The sequence below is a fragment of the Aureimonas flava genome, from assembly GCF_003583935.1.
Lineage (GTDB): Bacteria > Pseudomonadota > Alphaproteobacteria > Rhizobiales > Rhizobiaceae > Aureimonas > Aureimonas flava.
On the sequence record NZ_QYRN01000010.1, the window covers coordinates 118635 to 125568 of the forward strand.

7 protein-coding genes and 1 pseudogene are annotated in these 6934 nt (G+C 71.5%); all 8 read right to left on the reverse strand.

Translation table 11 applies throughout. From position 1 onward, the window contains the following. Positions 1-203: 203 nt before the first annotated feature. The gene (locus D3218_RS17340) at positions 204-1010 is read right to left on the reverse strand and encodes a hypothetical protein (RefSeq protein ID WP_119541332.1); all 807 of its coding nucleotides are present in this window, start codon (positions 1008-1010) and stop codon (positions 204-206) included. After that, positions 1007-2041, reverse strand: coding sequence for a zinc-dependent alcohol dehydrogenase (locus tag D3218_RS17345; RefSeq protein ID WP_119541333.1), 1035 nt, complete (start codon positions 2039-2041; stop codon positions 1007-1009). Before D3218_RS17345 ends, D3218_RS17340 begins: the two co-directional genes overlap by 4 nt. Before the next feature lie 5 nt (positions 2042-2046). Next, the gene (locus D3218_RS17350; RefSeq protein WP_119541334.1) at positions 2047-2889 is read right to left on the reverse strand and encodes an ABC transporter permease; all 843 of its coding nucleotides are present in this window, start codon (positions 2887-2889) and stop codon (positions 2047-2049) included. Continuing rightward, positions 2882-3649: an ABC transporter ATP-binding protein gene (locus tag D3218_RS17355; protein WP_119541335.1), complete on the reverse strand. Its 768-nt coding sequence runs from the start codon at positions 3647-3649 to the stop codon at positions 2882-2884. Before D3218_RS17355 ends, D3218_RS17350 begins: the two co-directional genes overlap by 8 nt. Before the next feature lie 22 nt (positions 3650-3671). Then, positions 3672-4694: an ABC transporter substrate-binding protein gene (locus D3218_RS17360; RefSeq protein ID WP_119541336.1), complete on the reverse strand. Its 1023-nt coding sequence runs from the start codon at positions 4692-4694 to the stop codon at positions 3672-3674. Positions 4695-4804: 110 nt separating this feature from the next. After that, entirely contained in the window at positions 4805-5752 is a 948-nt protein-coding gene (locus tag D3218_RS17365) for a LysR family transcriptional regulator (RefSeq protein WP_168990583.1), read from the reverse strand. Beyond that, positions 5739-6647: an alpha/beta fold hydrolase gene (locus D3218_RS17370; RefSeq protein WP_119541338.1), complete on the reverse strand. Its 909-nt coding sequence runs from the start codon at positions 6645-6647 to the stop codon at positions 5739-5741. The genes D3218_RS17365 and D3218_RS17370 overlap by 14 nt, the downstream gene beginning before the upstream one ends. Positions 6648-6738: 91 nt before the next feature. Beyond that, positions 6739-6934 (reverse strand): annotated as a pseudogene (locus D3218_RS17375) (TOBE domain-containing protein); the annotation flags it as partial.

A 6934-nucleotide genomic window follows, 5' to 3' on the forward strand; every position in this document is an offset into this window, starting at 1 on the left:
GGCGAGGTAGCAGTCGCCGATAACGCATCCGGCCGGCAAGCCCTCCGCCTATCGAGGGCGTGGCGCGCACGTCATGCCGCCTCGGCCGCCTCGGCTGGCAAGGAGTGCCGAAGCCGCGATGCGGCTTCTGCGACCGGTCGCCGGTGCCGATGCAAGGCCGACCCCTTGCCGCCGATCAGGACGGACGAGGTGCCCAGAGCCCGTCAGCCGGCCGGCCGCGCCGCCTCGTCGCGCGGGGGCGGGCGCTCTTCGGCGCCCTTCGCGGCGAAATCCAGCGCCGTGCCGCGCGCCGGTTCGGCGCCGAAAAGGCGGGACGAGTTCGGGATCTGCCGGCGATCGGCCGGAAACTCGTTGCTCCGAAAGGCGACGATCAGGTCGAGCAGATCCTCGCGCAGCGGCTGCCGGGGCCGGAGGCAGCGATGGATCAGCGCGGCGACCTCGTCGCGCATCCGCTCCAGGCTCCAGCGGTGGAGGCCCTCCACCACGATCACGACGTCCAGCGTGTCCTCGTCCGGCGCCCGGTCCTGCGTGAAGACCTCGTAGGCCTGGTTCGGCGTCGCGAGGCCGATCTGGAAGCCGAGGATGCGGGCGTCCTCGACCATCGCCCCGAGGCCCCGCTCCAGCGCGGGGATCGCGTCTCGAGCGTCCCCGGTTCCCGCCGAATAGGCCAGGACCAGGGCACAACTGCCGACGCCGCGGCCGCCGCCGGCGCAGCGTGCCGCCGGGATCCGCAGCACGTTGGAGAAATGGCGGCGCATCCGCCGCGACCATTCGGTCGGGTTGCGCACGAGGTCGAGATAGGCGGGGTGCTCGACGGTCTGGAGGTCCTCGAGCTGGTACAGCGTGAAGTAGCGGTTCATCCCGTCGCCGAAGGCCGCGTAGCGCCGCGCCGACACCATTCCGGGCGTGGTCAGGCGCTCGGGCACGTGCTCGAACGAGTGCCAGGCCTCGTATTCCTGGGTCATGGCGCTCGGATAGTCGTTCCACAAGGCCAGGAACGCGCCGCTCATGGCCGATTCCCTAGATGGAACAGGACCTTGGACGCCCGGCGCGACCGCGCGGCCTCGAAGCCGTCCGCCGCGTCCGCCAGCGCGATGTTGTGGGAGACGAGGCGGCGCATCGTGTCCTGGTTGTCGCCGAGGAAGGCGAGCACGGCATCCCAGGTCCGCGGCGGGGCGCGATAGGAGCCGCGGATCTGCTGGTGGGCGCGCACCAGCGCCGTCAGATCGATCTCGGCGGGACGCGGATGGATGCCGACCACCGTGAAGATGCCGCGTTTGCGCAGGAACGGGAGGCAGGCGGCGACCAGCGAAGGCACGCCGGCGGCCTCGATCACGGCGTCGAAGGGAGCCAGGGGGGCGAGCGCCTCGCGCAGCTCGACGTCGCGCGTGTCCACCAGCGCGCGGAATCCGAGCGCGCGCAACGCCTCAAGGCGAGGGGCGTCCTCACGCCCCAGCACCACGACCTCGGCCCCAGCGGCCCGCGCCAGCAGCGCGATGCCCTGGCCGATGAAGCCCGGCCCCACCACCAGGATCTTCTGGCCCGGCGCCACCTCGGCGGTCGCCACCGCCTCGGCGCACACGGTCATCGGTTCGCAGAGGGCCGCGACGTCCATGGCGAGGCCGTCTGGCAGAGCGTGGCAGTTGGCGGCGGGCGCTCGGACCAGCGAGGCGAAGGCGCCTGCCCGCCCGATGCCGATCCCCACCCGCCCCGTGCAGTCGTCGGCGTGCCCGCTCCGGCACCGGGCGCACCGGCCGCAGGTGGTGGAAGGGCGCACGGTGACGCGCAGGCCCGTCATGGAGGCCGGCACGCCGGCGCCCGTGCGCTCCACGATGCCCGAGAACTCGTGGCCGAGGGTCACCGGCATGGCGGCGCCCATGGATTCGTAGCCGGCGGTCCACTCGGCGATGTGGAGGTCGGTTCCGCAGATCCCCGCGCAGTGGACGCGGATCAGCACCTCGCCGTCCGCCGGCACGCCCGGTTCGGGGACCTCGCGCAGCTCGAAGCCGGGGCTCGGGCGGGTCTTCTGCAGGGCTAGCATCGCGCTCAGTCCCTCCAGGCCAGGAAGCGGCGCTCGATGCGGCCGATCACCGCGCTGAGCGCGAGGCCCATTAGCGACAGGATCGTCACACCCGCGAAGAGGCGCTCGAGATTGTAGAGCGAGCCCGCCTCGAGGATGTAGGAGCCGATGCCGTACTGGGCGCCCAGCATCTCCGCCGCCACGAGCAGGATGATGCCGATCGAGATGGACACGCGCAGGCCCGACAGGATCGTGGGGAAGGCGCCGGGCAGGACGATCTTGCGCACGATCGACCACCAGCTCAGCCCGAAGCTCTGCCCCATGCGGATCAGCAGGCGGTCGACATTGTCGACGGCGCCGTAGGTGGCGACCACGGTGGGGGTGAAGGTGCCGAAGGCGATCAGCGCGTATTTCGAGGTCTCGTCGATGCCGAACCAAATCACGAACAGCGGCAGGAGCGCGATCTTGGGGATCGGGAACAGGGCCGCCACCAGCGGAACGAAACCGGCGCGCACGTAGCTGAACAGGCCGATCAGGACGCCGAGCGCGATGCCGCAGGAGACGCCGATCCCGGTGCCGATGAACAGCCGCTGCAGCGAGGGCAGGAGATGGGTCCACAAGGCGCCCGTGCGCGCCATGTCGTAGAGGGTCATGAAGACGGCGGAGGGCCGGGGCAGGGTCAGGCTCGAGATGACGCCGGTCCGCGTGCCGATCTCGGCCAGCGCGATCAGCGCGACGAACAGCGCCGCGGCGACGCCGCGCACGGGCGCCGGCGAGAAGCCGCCGCCCCGGAACGGCACCGTGCGCGACGCGGCGGGCTTGCCGGTTCCCCCGAGCGGCAGGGGGCGGGCGATCGAGATGTCAGACATGGGACAGCTCCTTGTCGGCGGCCATGGCCTCTTCGCGCATCAGCTCCCAGAGCTCGTTCTGCCGCGCTTCCAGGAGCGGATCGCCCGCACGCCGTTCGGCGAGCGGCGTCTCGATCTCGACCACGCTGCGGATCCGGCCCGGGCGGCGCGACAGGACCACGACGCGATGGCCGAGCCGCACCGCCTCGTTCAGGTTGTGGGTGACGTAGGCGGCGGTGAAGGGCTGGCGCGTCCAGAGCCCGACGAGATCGTCCATGAGGAGCTCCCGCGTCTGGCTGTCCAGCGCCGACAGGGGCTCGTCCATCAGGAGCACGGCCGGCGAGACGGCCAGCGCCCGGCTGATGGCGACGCGCTGGCGCATGCCGCCCGAAAGCTGCTTGGGCAGCGCCGTGCGGAACTCCGAGAGCCGCGTCCGCTCCAGCACGTCGGTGACGATCTCGTCCATGCGCGCGCCGGACAGGCCGTGGTCCTCCAGGACGAGCTTGATGTTGCCCTCCACGGTGCGCCAGGGCAGCAGCGCGAAATGCTGGAACACGTAGGTCAGCGGGTTCAGGGAGTCGCGCGGCGGCTCGCCGACCTGGACGACGCGCCCTTCGCTCGGCTGCTCCAGCCCGCCGATGAAGCGCAGCAGCGTGGACTTCCCGCAGCCCGAGGGGCCGACCAGGCAGACGATCTGCCCGTCGGCGATGTCGAGGGACACGTCGTCGAGCACGCGCACGTTCCCGTAGGAATGCCCGACCTTCTCCAGTCGCAGTTCCATGGCGGCCTCCCTGCCGTCGGCGTCAGAGCAGCTTGACGTAGGACTCATCGAAGAGCTGCTCGCGCGTCACGCCGGACCCGACCATGCCCTCGGACTTGAACCAGTCGAGCTGCTCGATGCAGCTTCCCATGTTGAGCGCCAGTCCCTCGTTGATGCGCATCGCCCCGGCGACGAGGTTCGCCTTCGCGGCCTCGAACGGGCTCTCGCTCTCGACATACTTGTGGACGATGCGGGCGAGTTCGTCGCGCTGCGCCTCGTCCACCGTGTTGTCGACGAAGGCGGCGTTGTAGTCGGCGATCGCGCGCGAATAGGCCGCCACGAAGGCGCTCGTCATCTCGCGCTCGGCGCCTGCGTTGTGGGTCGAGGTGAAGGCTGCGGTGACCTGGTAGTCCGGGGCGTAGTCGCTGATCAGCCCGATCTGATGCGCCGCCCCCTCGGCCAGCATCTTCTTGGCGACGTTGGGCTGGATCGCCCAGGCGTCGATCTGCCCGGTGGACAGCGCCCCGACCAGGGCTCCGAGCTTCTGGAGCGGCCGGAGGTTCACCTCGCTCAAGGGGAAGCCCTTCGCCTGGGCGATCTTGTGCGCCATGAAGTGGAAGGACGAGCCCGCCGTGGTGATGCCGAAACTGCGGCCGGGAAGGGCCGACGGGTCCGTCAGGCCGGCCCGGAACGCCTTGTCGGAGGCCAGTACGATGGCGCCCACCGTGCCGGGCTCCTCGCGCAGCGCGCCGCCGATCACCTTGACCGCGTCCTTCTCGGCCAGGCTGATCAGACCGCCGCTGATCGCGGTGACGCCGAAGTCGACGTCGCGCGAAGCGATCGCCACCGCCATGGGCTGGGCGGCCTCGAAGAACTTGAGCTCGAGGTCGAGTCCGGCGTCGCGGAAATACCCCCGTTCGTAGGCGATGAAGCTCGGCGCGTGGCTGGCCAGGTGCAGAACGGCCAGATTGCGCGTGGCGGCGCGCGCGGGGCGCCCGAGCGCCAGCGCGACGCCGAGCGAGCCCATGCCGACGAGCGCCTGCCGGCGGGTCAGTGTCGAATCCATCCTGTCATCCTCCCTGACGGCGGGATCGGTCGCCGTCGCCCATCCATGCCGCCGCGCGCGGCACGCCGCAAGCATCAAAGTCATGGTGCCTCATGCCTTGAGGGCATGCTTCAGGACGGCGCGGAAAGCTCCGCGATGCTGCGCGCGAGGATCTCGATCAGTTTGCGCAGGTTGGCCGAATGCGGCCGGCGCCGGTTCCAGACCACCCAGACATCGAAGCGCGGCGCATCCTCCAGCCGGCGGATCACGAGCCTGTCGCCGATCGGGCCGAGCGTCGTCACGTGGTCCACCAGCACGATCCCCATCTCCTCGTTCGCCAGCGCCAGCGCGGTGTCGGAGAAGCGGGCCACGGCGCGGACCCGGACCGAAACGTGCGCGCGGCTCAGGAAGCCGTCCACCACGGTCTGGTGCGCGCCGCCGGCCGCGAAGGCGATGAAGTCCTCGCCCTCCAGGTCGCCGGCGCGGATCAGCGCGTGCTCGGCAAGCGCGTGGGCCCTGGGAAGGGCCGCGACGAGCTCGACCCCGCCGACGCGCTCCATCGCCAGCGAGGGATGCGCCGGGGGCGCGATGGTGACCACCGCCTCGCCACGGCCGTTGAGCAGGTAGTCCCGGACCTGTTCCACCGGCAGGACGTCGAAGAACAGTTCGACGCCGGGCACGTCCAGCGACAGCGCGCGCAGGGCGCGCGGCATCAGGACGCGCGCGGTGCTTGCGGTGGAGCCGATCCGGAACATCGCCGTCTCGCCGCGCGCGATGCGGTCGATCTGTTGGACGATGCCGGCGACCTGGCGCATCAGCGGGTCGATCGAGGCGTAGATCTCCAGCGCCTCCAGCGTGGGAACCAGCCCGTTCCGGTCGCGGGTGAACAGGATGATCCCCAGGACGTCCTCGATGCGCCGCAGGGTGCGGCTGAGGGCGGGCTGGGAGATGGACAGGAGCCGGGAGGCGCCCGTGATGGAGCGCGCCTGCATGACGGCATGGAACACCTCGATCTGGCGCAGCGTCAGCGGGTTGTCGGGTGCGCCCGCCCGCCCGGCGCTCCCCCTACGCCCCGTCACGGCCGGCACCGGTGCGCTCGAGGAAGGGCACGAGGGCGGCCAGCACCGCCTCGGACGCGGTCTCGGGCAGGAGGTGGCCGCCGCCGACCTCGAACACATCGGCGCTCTCGCACCATGGCCGCCAGATGTCGCCAACGTCGCGGCCCCCCGGCCCGGCCTTGCCTGCCGGCCACAGGACCTGAACCGGGGCGGCGATCCGGCGACCGGCCCGGCGGTCTTCCAGATCGTGGGCGTGGTCGGCCGCGGCGCCGGCGCGGTAGTCCTGGCAGATGCCGTGGCGCACCTCGGGGCGGGCGAAGGCGGCGTGGTAGTCGGCGAGCGCCAGAGGATCGAGGCGTCCCGGACCGCCCGCCATCGCTTCCAGCGTCGTGTCGAGCAGGAGCGAAGGCGCGGCACCCAGAAGCGCCTCGGGCAGGGGGGCCGGCTGCGCCAGCATGTACCAGTGCCAGGCCTTCAGGCCGAAGGCGAGGTCCGCGCCCTCCCACATCTCCGGCGTCGGGACCACCGCGACGACGGTCAGCGCCTCCACGGCGTCGGGATGATCCAGCGCCATCCTGTAGGCGACCCGCCCGCCGCGGTCGTGGCCGACCACCGCGAAGCGGCGGTGGCCGAGCGCACGCATCAGCGCCACGAGACGGGCGGCCATCATGCGCTTGGATCCGTCGCAGCTTCCAAGCGGGCTGTCGCCGTATCCCGGCAGATCCGCCAGAACCACGGTCCGGCGCGCGGCGAGCCCGCCCGCCACGAGGTGCCATGCGGCGCGTGTTTGCGGATAGCCGTGGAGCAGCAGGACCGGCGGTCCGGAGCCGCCCGTCAGAACGGCGAGCGGGCCGTCGTCCGTCGCCACCACGGCGGACCGGAACCCGTGGAAAAGCTTGTCTGCCGATCGCTGCATCGTGCCGAGGTCCCGAGGTGCCCGCCACGGGTCGTCGCAGCCTCCATGCCCCATGGCAAGACGAATCGCGCCGCCCGGGGGGACGACCGGCTCACCGTGCGGCGGACAGGCGGACGGGCGTCAAGGATCCCCGGTCGTCCACCCCGATGGCCAACCCCTGCGCGTCGAATCTGTGCATCCGACCGTCCTCCGGGGTGAGCCAGACGGGATCGCCATGCCGAACGCGGAAGTCGCCGGGCGAGCGGGCGGTGATCGTCTCGCCGGTATCGAGCTTGACGTGGACGAAC